Origin of the sequence: Microcoleus sp. D2_18a_B4 (assembly GCF_036702475.1) — a bacterium.
Classification (GTDB): Bacteria; Cyanobacteriota; Cyanobacteriia; order Cyanobacteriales; family Microcoleaceae; genus Microcoleus.
Genome location: NZ_JAUBTL010000028.1, coordinates 39057 through 65349, shown reverse-complemented (window position 1 = coordinate 65349; position 26293 = coordinate 39057). Strand labels below are relative to the sequence as shown.

At 43.8% G+C, this 26293-nt stretch carries 19 protein-coding genes; 13 read left to right on the top strand and 6 right to left on the bottom strand.

Annotated elements, in window-relative coordinates; translation table 11 throughout:
- Positions 1–179: 179 nt before the first annotated feature.
- Both QUB04_RS17435 and QUB04_RS17430 read right to left on the bottom strand, forming a co-directional pair.
- On the bottom strand, positions 180–662 hold the full coding sequence (locus QUB04_RS17435; RefSeq protein ID WP_333286199.1) for a BON domain-containing protein: 483 nt from the start codon (positions 660–662) through the stop codon (positions 180–182).
- Between the two features lie 613 nt (positions 663–1275).
- On the bottom strand, positions 1276–1830 hold the full coding sequence (locus QUB04_RS17430) for a hypothetical protein (RefSeq protein ID WP_333286197.1): 555 nt from the start codon (positions 1828–1830) through the stop codon (positions 1276–1278).
- Between the two features lie 69 nt (positions 1831–1899).
- Here QUB04_RS17430 and QUB04_RS17425 point away from each other — a divergent pair, with 69 nt between their 5' ends.
- Together QUB04_RS17425 and QUB04_RS17420 are read left to right on the top strand one after the other, a co-directional pair.
- Entirely contained in the window at positions 1900–3306 is a 1407-nt protein-coding gene (locus QUB04_RS17425) for an S-layer homology domain-containing protein (RefSeq protein WP_333286195.1), read from the top strand.
- Positions 3307–4045: 739 nt separating this feature from the next.
- Complete coding sequence (locus QUB04_RS17420; protein ID WP_333286193.1) at positions 4046–5080, top strand: histidine kinase; 1035 nt, start codon at positions 4046–4048, stop codon at positions 5078–5080.
- 624 nt (positions 5081–5704) lie between these two features.
- Here the strand turns inward: QUB04_RS17420 and QUB04_RS17415 are convergent.
- Entirely contained in the window at positions 5705–6694 is a 990-nt protein-coding gene (locus QUB04_RS17415; RefSeq protein ID WP_333286191.1) for a hypothetical protein, read from the bottom strand.
- A 230-nt stretch (positions 6695–6924) separates the two neighbouring features.
- The gene (gene holA / locus QUB04_RS17410) at positions 6925–7902 is read right to left on the bottom strand and encodes a DNA polymerase III subunit delta (RefSeq protein ID WP_333286189.1); all 978 of its coding nucleotides are present in this window, start codon (positions 7900–7902) and stop codon (positions 6925–6927) included.
- 176 nt (positions 7903–8078) lie between these two features.
- Between holA and QUB04_RS17405 the strand changes: the two genes are divergently transcribed.
- From QUB04_RS17405 to QUB04_RS17380, 6 genes are all read left to right on the top strand, one after another.
- On the top strand, positions 8079–8819 hold the full coding sequence (locus QUB04_RS17405) for a DUF1868 domain-containing protein (RefSeq protein WP_333286230.1): 741 nt from the start codon (positions 8079–8081) through the stop codon (positions 8817–8819).
- A 443-nt stretch (positions 8820–9262) separates the two neighbouring features.
- On the top strand, positions 9263–10282 hold the full coding sequence (locus QUB04_RS17400; RefSeq protein ID WP_333286187.1) for an RRXRR domain-containing protein: 1020 nt from the start codon (positions 9263–9265) through the stop codon (positions 10280–10282).
- An 82-nt stretch (positions 10283–10364) separates the two neighbouring features.
- A complete protein-coding gene (gene cbiE / locus QUB04_RS17395; RefSeq protein ID WP_333286185.1) occupies positions 10365–11669 on the top strand; it encodes a precorrin-6y C5,15-methyltransferase (decarboxylating) subunit CbiE in 1305 nt (434 codons plus the stop codon).
- Between the two features lie 274 nt (positions 11670–11943).
- Positions 11944–12642 carry a hypothetical protein gene (locus QUB04_RS17390; protein WP_333286183.1) on the top strand — a complete coding sequence of 233 codons (699 nt, stop codon included), beginning with the start codon at positions 11944–11946 and terminating at the stop codon, positions 12640–12642.
- Positions 12643–12645: 3 nt separating this feature from the next.
- The gene (locus QUB04_RS17385; protein ID WP_333286181.1) at positions 12646–13488 is read left to right on the top strand and encodes a DUF1822 family protein; all 843 of its coding nucleotides are present in this window, start codon (positions 12646–12648) and stop codon (positions 13486–13488) included.
- A 421-nt stretch (positions 13489–13909) separates the two neighbouring features.
- Positions 13910–18667 carry a CHAT domain-containing protein gene (locus tag QUB04_RS17380; RefSeq protein WP_333286179.1) on the top strand — a complete coding sequence of 1586 codons (4758 nt, stop codon included), beginning with the start codon at positions 13910–13912 and terminating at the stop codon, positions 18665–18667.
- A 9-nt stretch (positions 18668–18676) separates the two neighbouring features.
- Here QUB04_RS17380 and QUB04_RS17375 read toward each other — a convergent pair whose 3' ends face one another.
- On the bottom strand, positions 18677–20365 hold the full coding sequence (locus tag QUB04_RS17375; protein WP_333286177.1) for an SWIM zinc finger domain-containing protein: 1689 nt from the start codon (positions 20363–20365) through the stop codon (positions 18677–18679).
- 354 nt (positions 20366–20719) lie between these two features.
- Here QUB04_RS17375 and QUB04_RS17370 point away from each other — a divergent pair, with 354 nt between their 5' ends.
- Positions 20720–20917: a hypothetical protein gene (locus QUB04_RS17370; RefSeq protein ID WP_333286175.1), complete on the top strand. Its 198-nt coding sequence runs from the start codon at positions 20720–20722 to the stop codon at positions 20915–20917.
- 206 nt (positions 20918–21123) lie between these two features.
- Here the strand turns inward: QUB04_RS17370 and QUB04_RS17365 are convergent, their stop codons facing one another.
- Positions 21124–23106 (bottom strand): NB-ARC domain-containing protein, encoded by a 1983-nt coding sequence (locus QUB04_RS17365; RefSeq protein WP_333286173.1) that lies wholly within the window; start codon positions 23104–23106, stop codon positions 21124–21126.
- Positions 23107–24065: 959 nt separating this feature from the next.
- On the opposite strand from QUB04_RS17365, the gene QUB04_RS17360 reads away from it, so the two are divergent.
- From QUB04_RS17360 to QUB04_RS17345, 4 genes are all read left to right on the top strand, one after another.
- Positions 24066–24575 carry a hypothetical protein gene (locus QUB04_RS17360; RefSeq protein WP_333286171.1) on the top strand — a complete coding sequence of 170 codons (510 nt, stop codon included), beginning with the start codon at positions 24066–24068 and terminating at the stop codon, positions 24573–24575.
- Positions 24576–24749: 174 nt separating this feature from the next.
- Positions 24750–25088: a hypothetical protein gene (locus QUB04_RS17355; RefSeq protein ID WP_333140654.1), complete on the top strand. Its 339-nt coding sequence runs from the start codon at positions 24750–24752 to the stop codon at positions 25086–25088.
- 84 nt (positions 25089–25172) lie between these two features.
- The gene (locus QUB04_RS17350; protein ID WP_333286168.1) at positions 25173–25535 is read left to right on the top strand and encodes a hypothetical protein; all 363 of its coding nucleotides are present in this window, start codon (positions 25173–25175) and stop codon (positions 25533–25535) included.
- Positions 25536–25589: 54 nt separating this feature from the next.
- Positions 25590–26048, top strand: a complete 459-nt coding sequence (locus QUB04_RS17345) for a hypothetical protein (protein WP_333204951.1) — start codon at positions 25590–25592, stop codon at positions 26046–26048.
- Positions 26049–26293: the final 245 nt, after the last annotated feature.

The window sequence follows — 26293 nt, the reverse complement described above, 5'->3', positions numbered from 1 at the left end:
TGTAAATTCAATTTAAACTCTTTCACTTAAAACCCCACTCTCCCTAGAGAGTCACCTAAGCCTTGCGATCCGCTCCGAAAGCCATCTTACAATGCCCAACTTTACCCTCTTCCCTCAGACTTCTCTCCTAGATAACTACATCCTTTTCCCTTCTTTCCCTCGCAATTCTTCCTGCTAATTTATTGATTGCTGCTAGGCGATGCGGGTGCAGCAGGGGCGACAACAGCCGTAACATTCACCTGTTTGACACCCTTAATCTCTTTAGCTAGCGGCTCAATTTTAGCTAAATCAGTTTGATTGGGAACTGTGCCACCTACGGTGACAACCCCGTCTTTTGCATCAACAGTTAGCTGACCTTTAGTGATGTTTACTTCTAACTTCGATCGTACTTCACTTTGGAGGTCGCCATCGGCTCTTATGGCATCGCCACCCGTCACATTGTTGCGCTGTTCTCTGGCCCTGATATCAGAATTTGCTTGTGCTTTGCGAATATCGCTAGTTGCGTCACCCTGAGTTTTTTGAACTGTCTCGGCAGGGGGCGGGGTAGTGGTATTTTCTGTGGTAGAATTAGGAGCATCAGCGCTAGTTTTAGCCCCCTCGCTGCAAGCAGCAGCTCCAAATAATAGGATGCCGCTGAGGAGAATTGGTGTTAGTTTGTTCATAATAGGTTAATACCCTCCGGGTAAGCTTTCGATGAGCCTGACTTCCCTGCCTTCGTTAAGCCAGATGGGAGCCAGATGGATCAAGACAGCATCTTTATTTGTGCTTTCTGCGATTTAAAAATCCTTATATCAAATATATAAACTTGAGGAAGTATCTACATCGCTCCACAGGTGTAAAATTTATCTATACCGTTAGATAGAGTACAAAAAAAAAATAAGGTATTAAGTCACATTTAACTTAATGAGTTCTGACCGCATTATTCCTCATTATTCCTCAGAAACTCGGTTGATGCCTAAATTTTTCGTTGCTCAAGCCAATATTTTCCTAGAAACCAAGTTTAAAAGCGTAAGTTTTATTAATAAATTTGAGCGCCACTCCCAACAAATTGGGAGCATCTCATATTGGCAAAAACACTTCTTTCTTCTTCCTTCTGACTCTTTTCTCCTGGCTCCTGACTCCTGACTCCTAATTCCAATTTCGAGCTTTGCTGCTTTAATTGAGATTCTCCCAACTAATTTTTCCCTCGAACCTCGATCCTAGGACTTCTTCCGTCAACATCCATCCATTAAATCCGTTAAATCCCATACACTGCTCGTTGCCGAACCTCCTGCTTCAAAACAAACGAAAAGAGTCGAGAAATTTTTGAGCATTTTCTGGTTCTGGGGTAGTGGCTACCAGCCCGTAAACGCGGGTTTCCACCAAAAAAACTTGGCCCACACCTACAGGTTCCGTGGGGGAAAGCGGCTGAAACTCAAACTCTTTTCCCGGATAGCCTCCGAGGGAAATATCCCGCACTTGCAACAATTTAGCATTCGCTCCCACTACAAAAACATCAACGGCATTATTTAAAGTAATTCTGATATTATTGATATTATTGTTCCTCAGCCGAAAATCTAGGTCAAAGTATTGAAGCAAATAAGTTTCTTTGTTTTTTAAGTTCGAGCGGTATGTATGAGCAATAATTTGATTTGAAAAAATTTCGGAATTAATTTTGGGATTTCCCGGCATATCGATCGCAAACTGACCCATCGCTGAGCAAAATGGCTGCCACTCTGGCGTCTGAATGGCTGTCCGCAGCGGGGCTGGTTGAGATGCAGCGGAACGGGCAAATTTGAGAGGCAAGACAAGTAATGTAGCAGTAACTAGAAGTAAATACAGAAATTTCATTTGGTTAAGAAATATATTTGACCGATCGATCTGCGCTAGCCTAGAAATATATCCGCAAAGGGGGGATTTATGCTGAATATTATATTTACTCAACGGCGACGCAACTCTCAAGGGCGATCGCCAGCTAAAACCAGTAAAACCAGTAAAACCAATATACTCGCTGCTGTAAATACTTGGCTAGCTGTGTGTCTGCTGGCTGCTGTCACAGCTTGTGCAAACAGCCCCAACAGCAAGGCCCTCGAAGAATCTTTAGCCGCCGATCCGACATTAAAACAAAATCCAGTGGTTTTCTCTTCCCCGCCACCAGCGACAGCAATTGAGACCAACTCTACCGCCAAACTTCCTCCCGATTTCCCTACAGAGATTCCACTATATCCTAATGCTGAGTTAATCGAAGTTAGTGGGGAAACAGATCCGTCGCCAAAAAATGTGCGACTGCGCTGGGAAAGCACAGATCCGGTTAATTCGGTTCAAAACTTTTACTCCACAGAGTTTGGGCGTCGCAACTGGGAAATTGTCAGCCGCCCAACCGCCGAGGGACAAGGTTCTTTGGTAGCAACGCGAGATAATTTACGGGTAACAGTGTCGCTTTCTCCTACTCAGAAAGTAGGGGGTTCTACAGAATTTGCGATCGACTACAGCAAAGAAAGCCCAGAAATTGCCGCTAGTCCCCAACCTAATAATTCCGAGTCTAGCCCATCTCCAACCGCTTCACCAACTCCATCTAATTCAGAGGGAACTACTCCAACGCCATCTGCCTCGCCAAAATCAGCACAAGTTAGCCAACAAGAAAGCCAAATTCCTCAACAGTTGCGGCAGTATGTGGCAGATTTAACTCAGTTGGAAGTGCTGAAAGTGCGAGCGGCAGAAAGTGCTAATTTAGAAACAGCCAGCAGTTTGCCCAAACCCAACAAAATTATCACTCGCCGCGAATACGCCCGCTGGTTAGTAGCAGCTAACAATCAGATTTATGCTAGCCGTCAAGCCAAACAAATTAGATTAGCAGTAGACTCTAGCGAACCGGCTTTTTCTGACGTACCCAAAACAGACCCGGATTTTTCAGCAATTCAAGGTTTAGCAGAAGCCGGTGTAATTCCGAGTTCGCTTTCGGGAGAAACTAAAGATGTGAAATTTCGCCCGGATGCACCTTTAACTCGCGAAACAATGATTCTCTGGAAAGTGCCTTTAGATAGTCGTCAAGTTTTACCGACAGCTAACATTGACGGAGTGAAAGAAAAGTGGGGTTTTCAAGATGCTTCTAAGATTGATTCCCAGGCGTCGCGGGCAGTTTTAGCTGATTTTAACAATGGAGATTTGGCGAATATTCGCCGCGTTTTTGGTTTTACTACTCTGTTTCAGCCTAAGAAATCCGTGACTCGCGCCGAAGCGGCTGCTAGTTTGTGGTATTTTGGCGTTCAAGATCAGGGATTGTCTGCTAAAGATGCCCTGGAAGCTAAGTCTCAACCTGCTGAGTAGAGTTGTTTGGGGTGGTTAAAAGTTTTGAACACAGCATCTATAGCCTTTCTCAGAAAGATGAGGTACTCATGGGCATAGGGCATAGGGCATAGGGCATAGGGCATAGGGCATACCTCACCACGCCTGAGAACCGCTATACTTACCAATACCTCAAAAACCGGGTTTTTTCTCTGTAACAAAACCCGGTTTTTGCGTCCAAGACTGAGGAAATTGTACCAATTTTTGATTGATCGGCGTGCGATCGCCCGCCACAAAAATTGCAGCTTGAGTTTCAAGGATTTCTGTGAAGATAGCTTACCCAGAAACCGACTTTTATCTACGAAAATGCCCACTCAAACGCGAGGCATATCCGCTGAAAAACCTTGTTTCTTTAATTCCTATGGGCGAGTCATCGTAAAAAATTATTCCATAAATTATACATCGGCTTTTCTGTCCTTGTGGCCTACCCTAGGGGATAGATTTTTTTTAATCTTAATTTCTGTATCCTGGCATACAACCGCTGCATTTGGCGGGCAAATTTTCTACATATTTTAACTAATATCGTTTCCGGTTGTATCGGAATGATTTAACCGCAGAGGGCGCAGAGAACGCAGAGGGAGAGAATACAGAGAGGAATAATTCCGATGCTACCGGATTTGATATAACACTTTGTTGAAAACTCTCCCTAGGATTCCGGATGGCTTAGCGGCCTTAACGATAAATGAAAAACAGTGTTTGAGCTCTTGGAGAGCATTTTTTAATGTACGATATTACCTTATTTACCCCGCAAGACATGGCGAAATGCAGCTTAGTCCTGCGCCAGTTAGGTAGAAATACTGCTAGTATGGAAGCCAGCAGCCAGAAGATTGTTAACTATATTTACAGACATTTTTGCGATTCGCAAACTGGAGAAAATACCTGTGCCTTAGTGCGTTTGTTCAAAACTCATCCCTACGGGGAATTAGAAGACTCATTGCAACAATCCGCGCGCCGCTTGATGAAGGGCAATTCCCCCGCCGCCGACATGAAATGTTGGACTCTGCTAGCAGCAGCAGGCACAGAACCGCAGTGGAATTCTCGGCACACAGCAGCAGAAAATACAGCTATTCCATTAGTTAGCACCAAATTAGTGGCTCAAATGCCGGCGATTTCGGAAATAATCCGGCAGTTTGGTTTAGACATTCCTACCTTCCTCGGAATTGAGCGAGAAAGGTTCCTGCAATTAGAGTCCGCAGTATTAAATATTTTTCACGTATCAGAGGCAAAAGGCAGCCCCTTTATTCCTGAGCAAAATTCTTTAATTATCCCCTACCAAGTCAAGTCTGTCTTGGGATTTGGGGGACTTCTGCCGTCAGGAAGTGTGTTTGCGGTAGTGATTTTCCTGAAAGTTAAAATTCCCCACAGCACGGCTGAAATGTTTAAAGATTTGGCACTTAGTGTCAAAACAGCATTGTCCATGCCCGACAAACAAAGTGTTTTTGAATATTCAGAAAATCCTACCAGCTTTGTTACAAATAACAATATTTACGAAACCAAATTACTGGAATCTCAAGTTGCAAATCTGATGCAATTGCTGGAGTTTTCCGAACAAGAAATGCTCAGACAAGCGACTCGCTTTCAACAGACTATTGACAATTTACAGCGCGAACTTGCCGAACACAAAAATAAGGAACAAGCTTTGAAAGTAACCCAAAATTCGTTTACAGGTATCCTCAATATTCCCAAAGATGCTATTGCTCGCGTAGAGGAAAATCAAGGAATTCAGCGTTTCAATCAAGGAGAAGAACTGATTTAAACCAAGCTATGTGTTTAGTAACCCGGTTTATCCAAGAAACCGGGTTGTTGCTGTGTTTGTTGAGTAAATTTTGTTTTTACAGGAAGGAGTGCGAGCATCCGGCTCGCTGTATATAAATCTAAGTAGGGTTGGCTGAAAAAAAATCCAGGTAAATAAATTAATGTTAATACGAGTTTTCCAAAAAGTTGCTACCATGAAGCTGAGAGTTTGCAGATAAACACAGATTAACGCAGATGAATTATAGCCTTTCTCAGAAAGATGAGGTACGACTGGGCATAGGCCTCCGTGGGCATAGGGCATACCTCACCACGCTTGAGAACCGCTATATATCAATTCCCGTTGCACCGTCCGTTATTGTTGACTGTTGACTGGATTTTACGGCAGACGATGCTACGGGATTTTAGATCAAAATGAAACTAGAATGGGCTTAAAAAGGATTGAATGAAAAAGAATTACAGCTTTTGGAGTTAAAGGGATAGGTAATGTTAAATGTAATTTGAATAAAATTGAAAAAAGTCAAAAGGTAAGAAAGCTTTGAGTAAAAAAAGATTTTTTACTTTTGGCTTTAGACTTTTGACTTTTAGCACATCGAGTATTCAACTCAAAACTCAAAACTTAAAACTCTTAAGGCGCTGCTGCCGCCCTACGGTTGGCAACAATCAGATTAGCCTGATATTCTGCCGCTTTTTGCTGAGCCTTTTGATAGTTCGGGCTGGTTGACGGTACGGCTCTCATGAGCTTAACCGCTTGCTGCCACTCGCTTGCTACTGCTATCCACTCATTTTGAGACTGAGCCGTCTGGGCCGAAATGGCTGCCTTCTGAGCTGTGTTAACGGCTGCCCTCCAAGAGTCAGGCTTAGGCGCGGCGGGTTTTGGTGCAGGAGAAGCTGGAGCTGGGCTTGCTGGCGCAGCAGCAGTGGGAGCGGGTTTTGGTGCAGGGGAGGCTGCCTGTGGGGTGCCCGGAGATGCGGCGGTCGAGGATGCGGCGGCTTTAGAAGGGGGAGATGCGGGTTTCGGGGAAGGGGAAGCAGCTTCGGGGGCTATCGGTTCTGGGTTGGAGTCGCCGAAGGGGAAAGTTTTAGTAAAGAAAAGCCCTGCGATCGCCGCCAGAGGTACTAAGATACCCACAGGTATTACCCATTTGGGAAATTGTTTTTTCGGAGGCGGGGCTTGATCTTCGTCTTCGTCTTCGTCTTCCTCGTCGTCATCTCGATCGAATTCTCCTTCTTGATAATAGTCTTCCTCTTCGGGCTCGACATCATCTAAACCTACAGATTCGTCAGGCATTCCACTATCCAAGGGGTAAGGCATTGAATCTGCAGGCATCAGATCAATTTCATCTTCCCACGCAGGCTCACCGTCACCTGTTCGACGCCCGTAAACCTTTACAGTGTGAATTGATTCGAGTCCCAGCTTCGTCATGCCGGTGCGGATGAAATCGACCAATACCATTTGATCCGGTACTTTGTCTGCCTCCAGAATTATGTGGAGGCAGCCGTTGTCCCGCGTCACATCGGCGTTGATGCCTTTGGGTTTGAGTGTACGGTTGATGCTAGATGCGATCGCTTTTGGATCGCCTTGCTTGAGCAGTTCCCGCGGGTTCTGTTGTGTCATGGGTAGCGCTCTTTTTTTGGGGGGGGTGGAGAGCCGGCAAATAATATTAACCGATCGGCATTCGGCGGACAATATTTATTTACCACATTAACTTCTAATTTGGCATTCTGAGAGTATTTCTAGTATCTATTGACCTTTTGACTCGCGAACGGACCTCAAGCACATAGCCGAAGAAAGAAATTTGTTGTAAAAATTTACAGTAAGGGGCCGATCCTGTGCCCTGTCGCGCATCAGCGAAACAAGCTAGAAAGTTCTATAACTTTGGTTTGCAGGGTTGAGATTTCTTCTCGCCCGCGTTTTAAAGAAGCTTCTAAGTCTAGCAGCAAGGGCAAACTTTTTTGCAGTTTTTCTAAGCTGGCGTTCTTGACTTCTTGACGAAAATAGTATACTCGTTTCGGATTGCCCAGATCGAGAGCTTGAGCAATTTTATCATCGCGATCGCCCGCTTGGATCATCGCCTTTACCCACAGCCAAATCCGAAACTTACCAGTCAAGCCAGCCACAATCCTCAAACCAGGCTCGCTGCGGCCAGTTAAGCCTGCCAATAAATCCAAAGCGGCGGAGGTATTGCCCTCGCGAATCGCATCGGCTAGCTGGAAGGTATTCTGGGCGTGACAGTGCACCAGTGCCGCAACTTCTTCCGGGTTCAGAGGTTGGCTGCGGTTGCCCGCAAACAGCAGCAATTTTTCGAGTTCGCTGTATAGCTGGCGGGTATCGCTGCCAATGGATTCGGCCAAAAGTTCGATCGCTGTGGCTGTCAATTTTACGTTCATTTCGCCCGCGACTTGGCGCACCCGCTGGGCTAATTCTTTGTCATTCCAAGGCGGAATCGGTGAAAATTCCCGCACTTGGGCGGACTGGGAAATTAACTTGGTAGACTTGAGCCGGCTGTCGGGTTTTTTGACGGATGTCAGCAGCAGCACGGTGGTAGGGGGAATCACCGGCAGCGTCCGTTCAAATTGGGCTAACAGTTCAGGAGAGCACTGCTGCGTTACAGTCGTATTTGCCAGCCAGACAAAACGGCTGCCGGTACCGAAGGGGGGCGTTAAGGCTCGATCGAGCCCTTCGACCACAGCTCCGGCGGAATCGGCAATAATTTTGTCATAGTTAAAACTAGCCCAGTTGGGGTCGAGGACTGTTTGGCGCAAACTTGTCACAGCCTGCGCCATCGCAAAGTCGTCTTCTCCCCAAAACAGGTAAATTTGCATAATCAACGCTCACTAGCCAAAAAAATCCGAGTTGCAGGCGAGGCTTGTCCAACATATCCTGAATAGGGCTGTTGGAAGCCCGCGCCATAATATAAAATTTGGTGTGGGAGTATGTCACCGCGAGGAAATCAAGATTGGATGATACTTATCAAGCTTACGTAAATCGGGTGGCGCGAATGACGCTGCTGGACTCCTACAAGTCCCAGGTGGAACACATTCAGGAATCTCCAAAATTTAAGCCCGACGAAGCAGGCCGGAGAAATCCTGTACCTTTTCCAGGTTATTCGGTGATTACGCCCCCTGCGGGGGAAGATGCAGAAAATGCTGCATTTTATAGTAATTTGCACTCGAGCCAACAACGGATATTGCAGGAAATAGCGGAGGGTTCGATCGTGGCACTGCCTCCTGATACCTTCCATTTAACCGTAGCCGATTTGATTTGGAGCAGCGCTTTTCGAGATGCCTCTGATAAAAATCCCGAATTTGAGGAGCAACTGCGCTCGCGCATGGCCGATCGTTTTGCCGCCTGTAAACCCTTGGCGGGCGGCGCTCCCATTCGCTGGATAGTGCTGGGGTTGATGGTGATGACTAGAGCTGTGGGTGTTTGTTTGGCACCGACGGACGAAAACTCTTACAAGCAAATTCTGGAGTTTCGCCGATCGATCTATCAAAATCCCGATTTAATGGCTTTGGGAATTGAACAGCAATATCATTTTACGGCACACATTACTCTGGGTTATTTTGGGGACGTCGGGCCGAACCTTGACCGCGCTCGCTTGTGCGCTTTGCTGTCAGAGTTAAACGAGCAATGGCTGGACACGCCGCAAGAACTGTCCGTAAACCGAGTGGAACTGCGGAAGTTTGACGACATGACCACCTATCTCCGGCAACCGGAATGGCCTGTTTTTGAGTTTTAACGAAGGAAGAGGGAAGAAGGAAGAAGGAAGAGGGAAGAAGGAAGAAGGAAGAAGGAATAGGATCGATATGAAGATTTTTTCCCATCTCCCCATCTCCCCATCTCCCACTCTCCCCATCTCCCTCTCTCTCACTCTCCCTCTCTCCCCTTTGACAAGAGTCAGGATATTGGCTATTAAATGCTTTAATTATTTCTGTTTGACAGTAAAGTCAAGGAAAAAATTTGTCACTAACCCCACCCTAAAGGGATGGGGCTTGTAAGGAAACCAAGCCATAGGTAGAAAACAAGCGCAAGTAGGACTAGACAACGGTTGAGAAACCAATTTGAACTAACTGAAGGTGGCACTTTCATTGGACGTTACAGGCGCTATTCCTAACCCGTAACCACTCCGTTAGTCAAAGTCGAAGGAAATTAAACAGTTAGGCTTATCGCCAAACAAAAACCATGCAATACGTTCCTGTAGTGGACTTTGAGCAACGTCCTTTAATGCCAACAACACCCGCAAGGGCAGAGCGTTGGATTAAATCTGGAAAAGCAACACCATTTTTCCGTAAAGGGATATTTTGTGTTCGCTTAAACGTTGAACCTTCAAATCGTCATACTCAACCTGTAGCAGTTGGAATCGATCCGGGTTCTAAACGTGAGGGGTACACAGTCAAATCAAAAGCTCATACCTACTTAAATCAGCAGTTTCATGCTGTTGATTGGGTTAAAGAGGCTGAGGAGACAAGTACAAACGCCAGACGTGGAAGGCGCAATCGAAAAACACCTTGTCGCCAACCTCGTAAAAACCGTAAGCGTGGCGGGATTCCTCCAAGCACTAAGGCGCGTTGGCAATTCAAAATCCGAGTAGTCAAAGTTTTTGATACCATCTTTCCTATCTCAGACATTGGAATTGAGGATGTAAAAGCATTGACCAAAAAAGGTTGTCGCAAATGGAATAAGTCATTTTCGCCCTTAGAAGTTGGCAAAAAATGGTGTTATTCCGAGTTGGAAAGAATTGCACCTGTCACCCAATTTGATGGCTATACCGACACCTACTTAACTCGTCAAAAATTAGGTCTAAAAAAATCTAAGGTCAAGTTATCCAATGTTTTTGATGCCCATTGTGTCGATTCTTGGGTGCTAGCTTACCTGTTGGTAGGTGGCGATATATCACCAAAAAATATGGTGGTGATGGAATGTAAGCCCATCCGCATTTATCGCAGACAATTGCACGTTTTTAACCCTGGGAAAAACGGATATCGCCGTCCTTACGGTGGCTCCATGTCGCAAGGATTGAAGCGCGGGGGGATTGTCAAGCATCCTAAGTATGGAAAGTGTTACGTAGGTGGCGAAGATTCTAAAAAATCTCGCATTAGCCTGCACAGTCTTGGTACAGGAAAACGCCTGTGTCAAAACGCAAAGCCCACAGATTGTAAGTTTCTGGCTTACAACTCATGGCGAACTGTAAAGCCGTCCTAAAAGGACGGGGTTTCAAACCCATTTTTCTGATGAAAAACCAGGAAAAATCAGTAATTCTGGTTTTTTACTTTTTGCTTAAAAAGTGACAGTAAACGTTGTTGGTATAGGTTTAGATGGAGCTGCTGGGCTGAGCGAATCGGCGCGGCAGGTTGTAGAAATGGCGGCTCTGCTAATAGGCAGCGAGCGCCATTTAAGCTATTTTCCCCAGCACGACGGAGAGCGCTGGGCGTTGGAAGATTTGACCGAAGCAATTCTGGAAATTCGGCGATGGTGGGCGACTGAACCCGAATTAGAGCCCTCTGCGGGGACGGTGGAACCCCGCGATCGACCGATCGTAATTTTAGTGGCCGGCGACCCGCTGTTCTACGGCTGGGGAAAGTTGTTAATTGCCCAATTGCCGGCAGAAAAATTGAGTTTTCACCCCCACGTCAGTTCTGTGCAGTTGGCTTTTAACCGCTTGCAAATCCCTTGGCAAGATGCTCATTTTGTTGGCTCTCAAGGACGTTATTTTGAGGAACTGACGGCAAAACTCAAACTCGGTGTCGAGAAAATTGCGGTGCTCGCCGACGAAACTCATACTCCGGCTGTACTGGCAAATTTGGTGAAAGCTCTAGATTTGCCTACACGCTACGAGTTTTGGGTTTGCGAAAATTTGGGGGCGGCCCAGGAACGGGTAAGCCGCAAGTCTCTGGAATCTTTGCTGGGAGAGTCTTTTGCACCGCTGAGCGTGGTTGTGATGCTGCGGGAGTCCCCGGCGGGGACGGAACCTTTGGATTTGGAAAAGTTGCCTTTGTTGGGAATACCGGATGCAGCTTTTATCGGTTGTGGCGACAAGCCTGGTTTGACGGTTGAACGGGAAGTGCGGGTGTTGGTGCTGGCACAATTGGCTTTGCAACCGGGACAAGTTGTCTGGGATGTGGGTGCTGGTAACGGTTCTGTGTCGATCGAAATTGCTCGTTTATTCCCGCAGTCTGAGGTGTACGCGATCGAAAAAACGGTTTTTGGCACTTCTGCGATCGAGTTCAACTATGGCCGTTTTGGGCTGCAAAATGTGTTCTCGATTCACGGAACCGCCCCGGAAATCTTGCACCGCTTGCGTCCTCCGCACCGGATTTTTATTGGCGGTAGTGGGGGAGGGTTGACTAAAATTTTGGGCGTTTGCGCCCTGCGGCTGCTTCCTGGAGGCTCGATCGTGTTGGCTTTGGATGCTTTTGAGGATATTGCTACTGTTTTGAGCTGGATGGGCGATCGGGTGCGCCGGGAACCGCACTGGAGTTACCGAATCGTGCAAGTGCAATTGTCGCGTTCTGTGGCTGGGGGGAATTCAACTCGTTTTGATGCGTTGCGGCCTGTTTCGATTGTGACGATCGATCGACACTTGAATTAATCTGAAATCAGTCATATCAAATCCGCGCTTCAGCGTCGGGCCTAAAATCGAGTCAACATTCAACACTCAACCATCATTCAGTTTTTCGACCCCAAGTCAACAGTCAACAGTCAACAGTCAACAGTTAACAGTTAACAGTCATGAGGAGTGCAACCGGAATTAATATAACTCTAACTTTCGGGTGCACGCAGAACACAGAGCATCCTCTGGTTAACGGAGAATATCCAAGCGGTGCAACAATGAGTTTAGAACTCAAATAATTAATTTAACACCTATGGATCAACTGCTGCGCCAACTAATTGAGGAGGTATGCGAGTATCCCCAAAACAGCTCCCAAAGGCGCAAAGCGATGAATCGATTGCTCGCCGAACTACAGGAACTTCCCGGACTACTGCGATCTGCACATCCCGATTATTTAGAAGCCTTAAATAAAACCTGGGCATGGGTGAACAAGAGCATTTGCTCGAACTTCAAGCTTAGCGATCCGAATGTGTCAAGACGACTACGACAATGGATAAATAGTTACCTAGAGTGGCGCATTAAGGATTTGAATTTACCTTCTCAACCGCCCACCTACAGTTTAGATGCCCCCATAGGAAGCTCAGATACTGAAACCGCGTTGCTGGATTTGCTTTCAGAAACAAGTTTTTCCACTCCTACCCGCAGTGGTTTGGATGGCTATATCGCACTTTTAGAGCAAGAAAATTATCACAGTATTATTCAGAAGCTAGAACAATACGTCCAAGAAGATCCCGATGGGAAATTTCGATCCTGTCATCCTAAAAACCATTCAGAGTGTAACTGTCAAGTTCTCACATTAAAGGTGCTGTTTAAAACCACCCCTGACAAGTTTACTGCGATCGCCAAAGAATTTAACATCAACTACCAAACTCTAAAATCACACTGGGAAAGGAACTGTCGCCCCTTGCTCCAAGCGATCGCATTAGAGCTAGGATACACAAGAGAGGATTAAATTATGCAAAGCACAAACCCAACGCTATTGACAGTTCCACTAGGTACTGATGCTCACCGCACCGCTCGAAAATTTGCGGCCGAAACTCTGCAATTCGCTCCTGAATTGACAAAGCATGAGGCTGCCAAACGAGTTTATGTGAATACTTTAGCAGTTTATGTTGTCTATAGTTACCTCAAATGGCAAGCTTACGAACCCGATTTAATTCAAGGCGATAGTTGGCATCCAGTCGTCCGTGCCCAGTGGGATATTGCTGATTTAGTGTTACCAGGGATGGGTAAATTAGAATGTCGCCCGGTTTGGTTTGGAGAAAGTGCGATCGCAGTTCCACCAGCAGCCATAGAAGACAGAATCGGCTATGTAATAGTTGAATTTGGCGAAAATTTAGACTCAGGGAAACTGCTAGGATTTACCCCATCACTGGATAATTCTCCGTTGCCAAGCCAGATCCAGATTGCCCAACTCCAAAACTTAGATGATCTGATCGATCATCTCTATCGTCTGGAATTAGGAAATCAGTTTTTGAGAAGTGACGATCCAGTAGCCTTAGAAGTGCGACAACTCTTAGAAACACAAAATTTTTCAGAAATTATCGCTCAATTAGAGCGCATTTACCGAACTACTAAACCAATTAAATGGCGGTATGCAGGAGCCGATGTATTAGTCGCTAGTCTTCCTATTAATCCTCATTATCAAATAGTTGAGTCTTCTGCTGAACAACAGGCTTTTATGGGAGAAATTAGTCGAGAAGAAAAAGTTCTCTCCGCAGATTTCAACCTCCAAGAGTTAGCCCAAAAAATGCTAAATAAATTAGCAGGAATTTGGGATATTGAAACAAAAGCTTAAATATTTTTTCAAAAAACTGAGAACCTCCCCATTTTGTAAAAAGCGTTTTTTAGGAATGCGATTATCATGCTCGCTTGCCTATATATTTGTAACGATACAGATACTTGCACTCCTGTGATATCAAATCCCTACCCTCGGAATTAATATTAGACCTCTTGCAAAAATAGCTGGGACGGGCTCTCCGGCCCGTCCCACAAAAAGTTTTTTCTCTTGTGGGATGGGCCGGAGAGCCCGTCCGAAAATTTGATCGAAAGGACTTTTGCAAGAAGTCTATTACCCACAGCTTTCGACACGGCGCAGTGCCCCATGTCCCGAAAATTAATCCGGGTAGTCCAAGGGGATTGCCGTCTCCTCTATATCCTGTCTGAGTGCAACCGGAATTGATATAAAACCCAAATGATATTAACCCAAAAAAGGTAACATGAAAGAACAGCTCAACTCTGCTTATCGTCACCTAATTGAAATGCTACGTACCTGTCCAGATGGTGAAGAAGGAGATATTTTGGATGACTATTCAAACCTCATTAATGAAGGTTTATTAGAGGTGATGGAGGAGGTAGCAGATGAGTTATTGGTTGAGGAAAATGAAGAGGGATCTGACTGGCTGCGGAGTGCTGTGGCGAAGATAAAAGACTTAATTAAAATTCGGTCGGAATTAGCTAATTATGAAGACTTATTAAATTTTCTCCTAGAAGTTTTGGCAGCAATCGAAGCAAGTGAAGGAGATGCAGAAGTTGTGTATCCTATTTTAGAGAAAAATTTAGATAAATTAGATGATAATTTTGATTGGTTTTTGCGAAGTTGGGCAACTGACGTTTTAGCGAAATTAGAGTCTGAAGAAGCTTACGATATAGCCACTGTAATTGGCACTTTTAGTGGTCTTATTCAAGAATTTACTCTGGGCGATTGTGTAAACAATATTGAAATTGCGATCGCGGGATATCAACAAGTAGCGGCGGCGCTCAATCGGGAAGATTACCACCAGGATTGGTTGGTTACTCAAAACCATTTGGGATTTGCTTATCAAATTCGCCTTGCTGGGAACCGTAGCAGGAATTTAGAAATGGCAATTGAGTGTTATGAATTAGCTTTACAATGTTGTAATGAGACCGATGAACCGGAATTATGGAGTTTGATTCAACATCGCTTAGGTTTAGTTTATTTTGACAGAGTTGAAGGTGATTTAGAAGAAAATCTGGAGAGGGCGATCGCTGCTTTTGAATTAGCATTAAAAGTGTGGAATTGTCAAGAGTTTCCCTTAAAAATGGCGGAAGTTCAGCATGATTTAGGTTTGGCTTATCTCCACCGTGTTAAAGGAGATGAATCGGCAAATATAGAACTAGGAATTAAATATTATCAAGCTGCTTTGGCTGTTTATCCAAAAGAGGATAATCCTACAGATTGGGCAAGAATTCAAAATAATTTGGGTCTAGCTTATTATAATCGTATTCAAGGAGAAAAATTAGATAACCTTGAAAGGGCGATCGCCGCTTTTCACAATGCCTTACAAGTCCGTACTTATACTGATTATCCCATACAGTGGGCAGAAACTCAAGAGAGCTTAGGTAATGCTTATATTACAATTGAAGAGAATCGAGACGACAATCTCCAAAAAGCAATTGAGTGTTATCAAGCAGCTTTAACTGTTTATAGTGCTGAAGACTTCCCCGAACAATCGAGTACGATCCAATTTTGTATGGGAGATGCTTACCGTCAAAAAATAGAAAATCGTGCTGATAATCTTGAGAAAGCGATTGAGTGTTATCAAACGGCTCTACAAATTTGTAATAAAGAAGAATTTCCTGAACTATGGGCATTTATTCATAATGATTTAGGGGCGACATATCTCAGCAGATTCAAGGGAAGTCAAGAACAGAATATAGAATTAGGTAGGAGTTTGATAGAGGCTACTTTACAAGTTTATAATCGTGAGGAATCTCCCGACAATTGGGCGAACACTCATAATAATTTAGGATTTTCCTATTATCTTTCTACAACCGGGAAATATTCCGATAACTTGGAACGGGCAATTGCATATTATGAATTAGGATTACAAGTGTATAATTCTGAGACTTTTACAGAAGTGTGGGGACTGATACAACTTAACTTAGGAGTTGCTTATTTAGAGAGATTAAAAGGAGATTTTTCCGAAAATATTGAAGCATCAATTGCTGCTTCTCAAAATGCCTTAACTATTTACGATCCAGAGACTTATTTAGAAAATTGGTTGAAAATCCAGAATAATTTAGGGTATGGCTATCAAAATAGAGTTAAAGGAGAGCAAGTTGATAACCTTGAGAAAGCTCTCGGCTATTATAAAATTGCTTTAGATACTTGCTGTTATAGTCAATTTCCTGAAATTTGGGGTTTGCTCAAAAATAACTTAGGAACTTTTTATTTAAGAAATGCTCAAGGGAATCAAGCTGAAAACGTAGAAGAAGCTATTGTTCTTTATCTTACCTGTCTTGAATCTTATCAAAAAGCATTTAATCGTAAACAATGGTCGATGATTCAAAATAATGTAGGGATTGCTTATCTCAATCGCAAATATGGTAGCCGTCTCGAAAATATAGAATTAGCAATCGAAGCTTTTAATAATGCTTTGCAAGTTCGTAATTATGAAAATTATCCCGAACAGTGGGCGGAAACACAACAGCATCTAGGAATTGCTCATAGTGAACGAATTTATGGAGATTCTTTACAAAATTTAGAAAATGCTATCAAATGTTATGAAAATGCTTTACTAATATATACTCGCTCAGATTTTCCTGAACAGTGGGCAATGCTGCAAAATAATATTGGTAGTGCTTATAGCGAACGTCTGCTAGGAGATGAGGATAATAACTTAGAAATAGCCATTAATTACTATCAAATGGCTTTGCAAGTAAATACCCGTCAAATTAACCCTGAAAATTGGGCAATGATCCAAAATAATTTAGGAAATGCCTATAGGAGGCGCACTATTCAAAATGAAATTGAAAATTTAGAAATGGCTATTTTTTACTATAAGTCAGCTTTGGAAGTTTATACTCAGAAAGATTTTCCTGAAGATTGGGCTATGGTGCAATTAAACTTAGGTTATGCTTATAGCGATCGCACTCAAGGAAGTGTTGACGAAAACCTCAAACTGGCGCGGGACTATTACCAAGCTGCTTTAGAAGTTTATACTCTCAAAGATTTTCCTGAAAATTGGGCAACTGTACAAAATAATTTAGGTTATCTCTACCACAATTTAGAGCAGTTTACCGAAGCAATTCAATACTTTAAGTTAGCATTAAAAGTCAGAACGCCTCAAGCTTTCCCACAACTTTGTCTGATTTCGGGACAAGTTTTAGGTCAAATTGCCTTCAAATTAGGACTATGGAGAGAAGCCATTGAAGGGTATAGTCTTGGTATTGAAGCTTTAGAACAATTGCGAGTTTGGGCTAATACCGATCGACGCCGCCAAGAAATTTTAGGAGAAGATATATATCTTTATGAAAATATTGTACAAGCATTAGTTAATACGAAAAATTTTCCACAAGCTTTTGAATATGTAGAACGTTCCCGCTCTCGTCGGTTAGTAGATTTAATTGCCAGTAATGACCTTTACTCTCATGGAGATATACCTTCAGAAGTAGAAGAATATTTAGCCGAATTTGAAGGAATTCAACGACAGATAGATTGCGAACGTTCCGGTTTAAAGAAATCAAGTAAAAAGCAGAAGTTAATTGCATTTAGAGCTAAGGATCTAATTGATATGGATTGTACACGCAATAGAGCAGCTTTAGAAGCCATTAGTGAAAATATCCAAGGTTTAGAAAGTGAAAAACAACTAATTTGGGAACAACTAAGACGTTTAGATCCGGTTTTAGCGGGCGAAATTCAAGTCAGTCCCCCTAATTTAACCGCTATCCAAGAACTCATCGATCGCCCTACTACAGCAATACTTAATTTTTACACTACTGAGGAAGATACATATGTATTTGTTTTGCGACAAGCCGAACTTAATTTGTACAAAATAACTAGAAGACGAGGGAAAAACTTACAAAAATGGATTAATAAAAATTGGCTAACACCCTACTTAGATTCTGGCGATTCAAGTAAATCAGCCCAAGAGCAATTACAATGTAAAGCTAAGTGGAGAAATCGAATTCCGCAGTTTTTAGCTAAACTTTCCCGCCGTCTGCAAATCGATAACCTGATTCGTCAGTACCTTAATAATATCGAGGAACTGATTATTGTTCCTCACCTTTGCCTACACCAAATTCCTTTTGCTGCTTTACCCTTAGAAAATGGTCAATATTTAGGCGATAAATTTCTAATTCGTTACACTCCTAGTTGTCAAGTTTTAGAATTTTGCCACAAACGTCCACCTGTCAACGATCGACTGATGTATGGTATTGTGGAAGATGCAACGGAAGATTTACCCTGTGCAAGTTTTGAGGGTGAACAAATTGCCAAACTTTATAATATTCGCAATGAACAACACTTACGAGGACGTAGCCAAGCAACGGTCAGCAACTATCGGCAACTTTCTCTACAAGTCGAGGGAATTATCTCTAGCCATCATGCTCAATCTCGCCTTGATAATCCGTTAGAATCCAGACTGGAATTGGCAGATGGTAGCATTAGTTTGGGGCAGTTAATGACACCGGGCTGGCGGCTTCCTCATCTAGTTGATGTGTTTTTATCCTGTTGTGAAACTGGGTTAGGAACTACGGAAATTACTGATGATATTTTGACATTATCGACGGGCTTTTTATGTGCGGGTGCTCGGAGTGTTGTGAGCACGCTGTGGGCTGTAGATGATTTAGCAACAGCCTTATTTTCAATTTTTTATCACAAACTTCGGCAGCAAGGAAGTAGCCGCCCAAAGGCATTGCAGCAAGCACAAATAAATTTGCGATCGCTCTCTGGATCAGAATTTGTCGCTTGCTATTCTCCCCAACTTGCTGATTTATTAGAACGCAAATTTGAAGAGGCGGAGGGCGATCGCCAGTTTGCAGAAAACCAGCGTAATTCCTATCCAGAAGGTTCCCCCGACTACCTACAATGGCTACAAGAGGAAGAAAAGCGGGCCGAAACAGCAACACGCAATTACAAAACTTTGGAACGACTGCAAATAATTAGTTGCTTAGATTTCCCTTTTACTGACCCTTTTTATTGGGCCGCTTTCACTTGTTCCGGTTTACGGTAAACTTCAGCCTCAATCTAAATCTGGACTCTTCAGCATCCCCATTAACTTCCGCTTCCGATTGTGTACTTGCATAAGTTGAGAACGATAAGCACACCACTGAAGATTTTGCCCCATTTGTAAATAGGCAGCGCGGGCTTTTTCCAACCACTTAATTGCACGATCGTAATCCTCTGATTTTCCCCGATCCATAATCGATTCAGCAAGCTGACAAGCATTGGCGATCACCCAATCGGGGCGGTGGGCGATCGCAGCCCCCATTACTCGGTGAATCAGTGCCGATTCGTAGCCACTCAAGCCATCAGCAACAGCGATCGCATCTTCAATAAGTCCCTCATAGAGAAAAATATCAACCTGTGCTTCAGAAACTCCCCAACTTCTATCACTTTTCAGAGTTGCTAACAAATTTGCTTTCACAGTTGACCAACTGTTTCCTGCAAACTCCTTCACTAAAAGATAATCGGCAAAGGATGGTTTGATTTCAAAGACTAGCATTCTAGAATTTAATGCAACTTCGTTTTCTCCCAACTCAACAGCCAACTCACTCGTCCAAATTGCCAGTTTATAAAGGCAATTGCCTGACAAATTCAACCCAGTTTGAGCAATTTTTAGAGCTTCAGCTTGGGCTTCCTGTGCTTGTAAACTTTGAGCTAGAGCAAAAGCATCTTCCGCTGATTTCATCTGAGTAGCAGCAGCTTCCACTGCTTCTTCTACTCTCCCCAAACGACTTAACATCGTCAAGTATTGTTGAGAGCAGTTTTCTGCTTGCGCTAAGTATAAGTATTCTTGATAGCGTTCCTGGCGATCGAGGATTTGCAAGCGAATTAATGCTAAGCTTTTAGCACATTCTGGTGCCTCATTAGCTCCTATTTCTTGCCCCGTAATATTTCCTTGAAGTACCTCTTGAATTAGGGGGTCATCCCAACCTTGGCGTAAAGCTTTCAAGCTCATGCTGAAATCGCAATCCCATTCATCTTGCCAAGCTTTTAACATCACCTGGAGATCGATCTCTTCTTCAGCAGTTAGTTCAGCCGTTAAAATGGCTTCTGTCCAAGCTTCATCCAAAGCGTTAGCTATATCAGAACTTTCAGCGCCATATTCTTCTACGTCATCCCAATCTTTAACGCAAGCTGCGGTGATGGCTTGTAAAATTACTAAGGCGTTGTTACCATCTCCCTCTGCGATCAATTCCTGCGCTTGCTGAATCACATCTAAAACTTCTTCTGTAATAGGGTCTTCTTCCCCCCATCCCTCGTCGAAATAACGCACAGCATTTCGCAAAATTTGTCGTACTTGTTGTCGAAAAGGAGCCGGATTAATGGAGGTACGGCGGGGTGCTTTAGTAGGTGGCTGTGGAGGCGTAGGAATAGCAATTAAGTTAACGTATCGTTCGATCGGATCAATGAGTGAGGGTTGCTTTTCTACTAAATGTTGTATTAATTGCTGGGTTTGTATATCGTTGAGGCGATCGAGTAACTGTTCCAGTGTGGGGCGCTGCTCAATTATTTGTGGTTGTCGCAGACATAATAACAGGGTAGCAACAATATGTTTACACCACCCAACGCGATCGTAAGCACAAGTGCAATTAGATGATGCGACATTAGCGTCATCAAAGTTTATCGTAATACCGTAAGGTTGCAGAGCAGAACCCTCCACTATTGCTTGCACGATAATTGCCACGCAGGACAGCGCTAGTAACATTACCCGCTAAATAGTAAGTTTCACCGCGCTTGAGGGAGGCGGCAGAGGTATTATGCTGGATCGTCGCTTCACTGAGTTTGGGAATTGGCATGAGACTATGCCTGAGCAATTAAAGGATTAGACTTAATTTTACCTCAGAGATGTACTCTGCCTAGGATTTAATTGCCTCTCAATGTAAGATTTACAGAAAATTTAATAATCCGTAAAGCAAGCACTGAGAAGGTTTGCAGCTTTATGAGGGGAAATTTTTTCTGAAAATTTTGCATAATTGTTTCCCTACCCCCTGGTTAATAATAGAGCGCAGTTGGCCAACTAGCTTCTCCCTTATCCCTTTCTTTGACGGAGAAACGAGCTGTGATACCTATAGTTTCATCTACCCCCCTGACATTATTAGTAATGGGGGTTCCCAATGCTGCGGGAGAAATCATTGCCAATATAGAGGCAAGTTTAGTATCAGCCATTGGTAGTTACCCCTTGATGGAAATTGCCCAAGCTGAGCGCAGAACAAAATGCACTTCTGGAGAGGACGATCCGATAGTTCCTCCGAACTAAATAACTTTAATTGCTAGCGAGCTTTCAGTAGGGTACGTCAGCTAGTTAAATGGTGAAGCAGGAGCGAAAAACTGAGAACTACTGACGCAGCCTAAGCTGTTGCGTGTTTAAATTGCATATTCGGGACGGGCTAGAAGCCCATCCCACAATAATTTGAGTGATTTTTGACACACAATTTAAATGGAGAACAGCTTACTGTAATTTAATTAATTAGGTTCTCTGCCCGAAGCACTGAGCCTCTCGCGGGCAAAACTCTTCCAAATACTTAATTCTGGAAGTTTCCACGCCACACCTTCTTGTTGTTGGCCTTGTGTCGAGCAATTCAGGCATTTTTGCCAGCAAGAAAGAGCTGCTGTTGTATCCCCTTTTGCTTCGAGAACTTGTGCTAGCAAGCAGTGTGCTACAGTATAGGATTTATCTAATTCAATTGCTTTTTGCAAGTGAGTCTCGGCGTCACTGTAAAGTTGCAGCCCTAGATAAGCCCATCCCAGATTTTTGTGGAGCGTGACTTGCACCATTTTGTCATTAACTTGTGGCAAAATGGAGAGAATTAGCTCTACCGCTATGTCAAAATTTTCGCTGATAATTTCCAGTCGAGCTAAATTATTGACAGCAGCAGCGGCAGCGCGACTGTTTTTATATTCTGCTGCTTTTTTGTAGTGCTGGCGAGCGTTGGACAAATCTTCGAGTTTTTCGTAGGTTGACCCTAAATTGTAGTTAGCTGCTGGCAGTTCTGGATTGTAGCGAAGGGTTTGTGTTAAATAACATTTTGCCGTCTGTAACTCACTCTCTAAGTATTTCTTGTAACCAATTTGATTCAGGTATTTAGCAATTAATTGATGGGTGACAAATCGCCTAGCCTGCGGGCTGACTGTCAGGCGTTCTTCCCCGGACTCGGTGAGGGCTTGCAGGAGCGATCGCTCGATTAGAATTTCTACAGCTAGTTTCAATTCAGATAAGTCTTCAGCAAATAGTAGACTGGATTGCAACTCGCTAAGGGTGGCGGGTTTATTGCTTGCCAAACAAGACAAGACTTTTACTTCCAATTCATAAAAATCCTGAAATTGCTCCTCAAAATAATCTCGGACAATGCCCTCAATAACCGACGGAGTTTTTTTAATGAGTTGTGCTAAATTGCCCGCTAACATATCTTGAGCGTGAGTGACAGCTATTTTTAATAGGAGGGGATTACCGCCATATAGGTAAATGAGTTCTGATAGTAAATTACTCTCTGAAGTAGAAACGTGGGGGGCGGATAAAATGATTTCTTTGGCATCCTTTTCAGGTAATTCTCTCAGTTCTAAATCTCGAGAGTGTAAGGTTTTTTCTGCTAAATTATCCAGTTCTATAGGGTTAGTCCAACTGATGAGAAGCAGGCAACTTTGGTGAGAGGTTTGTGCTATTTGTTGGAAGAGTTCCCGGTAACTTTCGTATCCGGGGCGGTATTGTCCTGGTAGCTGTCCGCTTTGGAGGATAGTTTCGACTTCATCGAATACTAATAAACAGCGGGTTAAACGCAAATATTCTATTAATTGGGAGATGAGTGAGTTGCTGGGTTTTGGAAGGTCGATTTCTGAATGATGAGATAGGAATTGCAAGAGGTCGGCCAATAGTTTTTCAAGGGGGCCAGATGTGGCGAGATTTCGCCAGCTTATGGTTTGAAATTCCCCTTGAATTTGTTGTATAGTTTTGGTAGCTAATGCTGTTTTGCCAATCCCTCCCATGCCACAAATTGTGACTACTGGACAACGGTTTGTTACTATCCATTTTTTGAGAGTTTCTATTTCGGAATTGCGTCCGTAGAAAGGTTCTTTAGCTGGGACTTCTCCCCAATCAATACGCGGTGAGAATTGAGGGATAGTTGTGTCTTGGAAGCGGGTATTCTCTACGGTTGGATAAACTTCGCGGTCGGTTGTAGCATCGTGACGGTTATTGGCAACTTGTTTCTGGTATTCAGTTACGAGAATTTGCTGGAGTTTGGCTAATTTTCCCGGCCCGGCACCCTGAACTTCAAATTTTTTATACACTTCTCCCAGGCGTTTTTGTAAGGCATCTTTGCGAACGCGAAGCTGGTCTGAAATATCAGACATGGATTCGCCTTTGATTGCTCTTGATAAGACTTCAAATTCGTTTTCGGAAATGCCAACTTTAGTGGCTAAAGTTATTAAAAAATCTTCGGGAAGTTTCATACTACGTTGAATACAGGTATTACAAAGCGGGCGGTTCTACTCAAAGATAGCTGGGAAAGGACGGGGCGATCGCGCGATCGCAGCGAACACAGGAATTTGGGCATCGGAAACAGAGGTTTCTGGGCTGTAACTTGATTATATGGGCTTTTTTCTCACTTATAACGAGGTAAACGAGATAGACAACAGAAGAACTGAGGGGTGGGGCAAACAGAGGCTTCGGGGCTGTAACTTGATTATATGGGCCTTTTTCTCACTTATAACGAGGTAAACGAGATAGACAACAGAGTAATTGAGGGGCGATCGGCTGAAATTTGGAGCCATTGCTCGGTCTGGATACTTGATTGGTGGAGGTTTAGAGCTTGTTTCAGTTGCCCTTAGAGGCAGGGCTGTTTCATTCTCCTGTAGGGGCAAACCCCCCGTGGTTGCCCCGATCGCTGAAATGACCAATTTATCCTGTCTGGGCCAGGGCGGGCACGGGGCAGGGCGGGCACGGGGCAGGGCGGGCACGGGGCAGGGCGGGCACGGGGCAGGGCGGGCACGGGTCAGGGCGGGCACGGGCCAGGGCGGGCACGGGCCAGGGCGGGCACGGGGGCACCGCCCCTACAAAATCCTGGTTTTTCGGAGAAACCGCCCTGCCATTAGTGGGGCTAGAGCCTTTTGAAATCGACTTTTGATGGAAATAGCTCACTTAATGAGATTTTTCTGAGTATTAGCTTGACAATTTAGAACTATTCTTGATACATTAATCTCAGTTAGGCGCGGTGGATGTTTCAGAAAGTCGGCGCAGCCGGAGAGCTTTCTGAGTTCAGCGAACCTGAATACAGTTTCCCCCTCAGTTTTGCATAATTTTTGGGTTTGACCCTGGTTAATCAGTAGATGTCGAAACCAGATTTACCTGTGAAAGCTGCTGGACTAAAACAACTTACGAGTATCGTTGCTCGATTGGAGAGTAAAAGGCCATGTTTAGGTGGGTCAAGTTGATAACCGCTTTACCGACGATCGCGCTTCTGTCTGTTTTCAATCTGTTTCCGAGGGCGATCGCCCAAGAGTATCCGGGGTGTTTTCAGTTGAATTCTGAAAGAAAACAGTATGAATCTCTCGATGATCTTTGTCGATTTCCCAAACCACCTGAAAACACGCGGAAGCCAGACCCTTTTAGGGTTCAGCTCGTGAATGGACTGGAGTTAACTGGATTAGCGATGGAAAATACAGGAACTCAGCGATTTCTTGTAGGGCGGTTGACCAACAAGCAAAGTAAGACGGCTAAAGTTCAGTCTATCAGCGTCCAATTTATCGATAAACGAGACGGAGCTGTAGTCGAATTTTTGACTGTTCCGCTTGGCGGTGTATTAACCCCCAATCAGGGTTATGAATTCAGGAGAATTATGGATAATGCTCTTCAACTAGGCGATCGTAGTAACAATGATTTGTCTATCAAGTTTTTGGAGTGGAAGGAGGTAAGAGACTAGAGACCAAACTTAAACACCTACCAAATACTTCAATAAATTAGTAAAAATTCATGAAATGAGTAAATAAATTTTTGGGCTTGTTTCATTGAAGGCTTTTGTTAAAGGGAAGTTAAGGCAAAAAAAACCAAAATCTCTGATTTTTAATCCCTCTATATACAGACTAGGAGCGACATTATGGACGAGTTTGTTAGGAAAGCTGCTGGACTAGGATTGCCTGTGATTTTACTTCTAATTGTGATGGCAACTACAGGTTTTGCAGGAGCGGCCGCAATTACGACGGCTTTGGCAATGTTAGGTGGGCCAGCAGGAATGTTCGGTGGCATTGCCTTGCTGGGCATCATCGGTTTAGCGACAGAAATGTTATCTAAGTACGGTCTTGAAGCGCTGTTAATTGGAATTTACAGGCAGCGAATTCAAAATGGAGAATCTCATGCTGCAATTTGCAAAGAAATCCGCCAATTACCACTATCTGGAGATTTGAGGCGGAGACTTGGGGAAGAGTTTGGGTTTTAGTAAACATGAGATGAGCAATTTTATTTGTAAATTGCCCAAGATAGATCGCTGCTAATTGCTTAGAGAATCAAATAGGAGGAACAGATGGAGAGCGAATTGATTGGAGAGGTTAGATTACGCAACTGCCACCTAGTCTACCGTGAAGGCTCAAACTATCGAGTAGATGTGATTAAGGCTCAAAGACCTACAATCGTATTTACAAAAAACATTACTTGTGAAGTAGTGGAGTATTTGTACAATCAACTCAAGGGACATCAAGTTAATAAAGATGAAGCAGCAGATGTCCTCAAACCCGTTGCCAGCAAGTTAAATTTACCTTACAGCTATGGGCATCAACTTGCCTATTATACGCAGGAGGTTTTAGTGGTACTTGTGGCGATAGGTAGAGCAAGTTTGAGTCAACAAATAGGTCGAGGTTGTTGTTATACAATTTTTCGGACGTGCTAAATCCTAAAAGGAGGCGATCTAATAGCTTTTCCGAACCCCCAATAGACAATAAGTATGAAATCTAATCAACTCATCCAAATCAGCGGTACACCTGGTCAAATTGTGGGTATTGTTCCCGTTCAAAGTAATGGCACAATTACGGTTAAATTGGCTGGCGAAATGTTACAAATCAGCTCGGAATCTTTTTTCGGATTAGAAACAAAAGAAGTGTTTATTCCGATTGAGGATGTTAGAGCGATTGAAACAGGAGAGGGTTGTACTTGGTGGCTGTTTTGGTTAGGAATTCCGACTCTCAGTATTTTTATCGGTGTTGTCTTTATTATTCTTGCCTTCATTGTCAAACAGCGCTATCTGACTATTTACAGCAGTCGGGTTAATGTGATAGTATTTCACAGGAAGGGAGAAAAAGTGGCTCAGTTTAGAACTGGTGTTTTAGAGGCTCGCTATTCTAAGTCTCTGGCGATCGCTAAACCGCCCATGCCACCACCGCCATCACGTCCTTTGAATATTTGATTCAAGAGAGTAGATATCATATCAAATCCGCGCTTGATCGTCGGGCGTAAAATCGACTCAACATTCAACACTCAACCATCATTGAGTTTGGCGACCTCGAATTAACAGTTAACAATTAACAGTCAACTATTATGAGGAGTGCCACCGGAATTGATATCATAATCCAAATCTCCTGAGTTTATGGTGCTCAGCAAAATAAAAATTTTCGTGGTGCGAGCCCCCTATCCCGGATGAGGAAGACGCTT

Coding starts and splice junctions, on each gene's coding strand:
- QUB04_RS17435 (WP_333286199.1), bottom strand. CDS start 662: ATGAACAAACTAACACCAATTCTCCTCAGCGGCATCCTATTATTTGGA.
- QUB04_RS17430 (WP_333286197.1), bottom strand. CDS start 1,830: ATGAAATTTCTGTATTTACTTCTAGTTACTGCTACATTACTTGTCTTG.
- QUB04_RS17425 (WP_333286195.1), top strand. CDS start 1,900: ATGCTGAATATTATATTTACTCAACGGCGACGCAACTCTCAAGGGCGA.
- QUB04_RS17420 (WP_333286193.1), top strand. CDS start 4,046: ATGTACGATATTACCTTATTTACCCCGCAAGACATGGCGAAATGCAGC.
- QUB04_RS17415 (WP_333286191.1), bottom strand. CDS start 6,694: ATGACACAACAGAACCCGCGGGAACTGCTCAAGCAAGGCGATCCAAAA.
- holA (WP_333286189.1), bottom strand. CDS start 7,902: ATGCAAATTTACCTGTTTTGGGGAGAAGACGACTTTGCGATGGCGCAG.
- QUB04_RS17405 (WP_333286230.1), top strand. CDS start 8,079: ATGACGCTGCTGGACTCCTACAAGTCCCAGGTGGAACACATTCAGGAA.
- QUB04_RS17400 (WP_333286187.1), top strand. CDS start 9,263: ATGCAATACGTTCCTGTAGTGGACTTTGAGCAACGTCCTTTAATGCCA.
- QUB04_RS17390 (WP_333286183.1), top strand. CDS start 11,944: ATGGATCAACTGCTGCGCCAACTAATTGAGGAGGTATGCGAGTATCCC.
- QUB04_RS17385 (WP_333286181.1), top strand. CDS start 12,646: ATGCAAAGCACAAACCCAACGCTATTGACAGTTCCACTAGGTACTGAT.
- QUB04_RS17380 (WP_333286179.1), top strand. CDS start 13,910: ATGAAAGAACAGCTCAACTCTGCTTATCGTCACCTAATTGAAATGCTA.
- QUB04_RS17375 (WP_333286177.1), bottom strand. CDS start 20,365: ATGTTACTAGCGCTGTCCTGCGTGGCAATTATCGTGCAAGCAATAGTG.
- QUB04_RS17365 (WP_333286173.1), bottom strand. CDS start 23,106: ATGAAACTTCCCGAAGATTTTTTAATAACTTTAGCCACTAAAGTTGGC.
- QUB04_RS17360 (WP_333286171.1), top strand. CDS start 24,066: ATGTTTAGGTGGGTCAAGTTGATAACCGCTTTACCGACGATCGCGCTT.
- QUB04_RS17355 (WP_333140654.1), top strand. CDS start 24,750: ATGGACGAGTTTGTTAGGAAAGCTGCTGGACTAGGATTGCCTGTGATT.
- QUB04_RS17350 (WP_333286168.1), top strand. CDS start 25,173: ATGGAGAGCGAATTGATTGGAGAGGTTAGATTACGCAACTGCCACCTA.
- QUB04_RS17345 (WP_333204951.1), top strand. CDS start 25,590: ATGAAATCTAATCAACTCATCCAAATCAGCGGTACACCTGGTCAAATT.